The sequence below is a fragment of the Sphingobacterium deserti genome (assembly GCF_000757725.1).
Lineage (GTDB): Bacteria > Bacteroidota > Bacteroidia > Sphingobacteriales > Sphingobacteriaceae > Sphingobacterium > Sphingobacterium deserti.
In genome coordinates this window covers 1-530 of sequence record NZ_JJMU01000075.1, presented here as the reverse complement: position 1 = coordinate 530, position 530 = coordinate 1, and the positions used below count along the sequence as shown (strand labels likewise).

The 530-nt window shown below is 50.9% G+C and carries 1 rRNA gene; it reads left to right on the top strand.

The features are described from left to right. Nucleotides 1-151 precede the first annotated feature (151 nt). Nucleotides 152-263: ribosomal RNA gene (rrf, locus tag DI53_RS19440) — 5S ribosomal RNA — on the top strand. Nucleotides 264-530 lie beyond the last annotated feature (267 nt).

Genomic DNA, 530 nt, shown 5'->3' with positions numbered 1-530 from the left:
CGAAGCTTTCCACGCCGGTAGAACGTTGTTGTCTTCCCTCATTTTCTTTCTTTCAATAATATGTCAGTTCTAGTAGCTAGAATTGAGTATTGCGAACTGGGATTTTTGTACCCACTACGCACTACCCATTACCCACTACTATAAAAGATTTTCAGGTGCCTATATCGGCGGTGTCTACCTCTTCCCATTCCGAACAGAGCAGTCAAGCCCGCCAGAGCCGATGGTATTGCCGTAACAGGTGGGAGAGTAGGTCGGTGCCTAATTTAATACGAAGCCCGTTGTCGAAAGATGACGGGCTTTTTTTTGCGCCCTGCCCGGCCGCTGGTATTGTCCGCCAGCTGGCGGATGGGAGAGTAGTCCGCCCACTGGCGGATAATTTAATACGGAGCCCTTCAGGAAACTGAGGGGCTTTTTTTGTGTCCCACCGGAGCCGTTGGTATTGTCCGCCAGCTGGCGGATGGGAGAGTAGTCCGCCGACTGGCGGATAATTTAATACGGAGCCCTTCAGGAAACTGAGGGGCTTTTTTTGT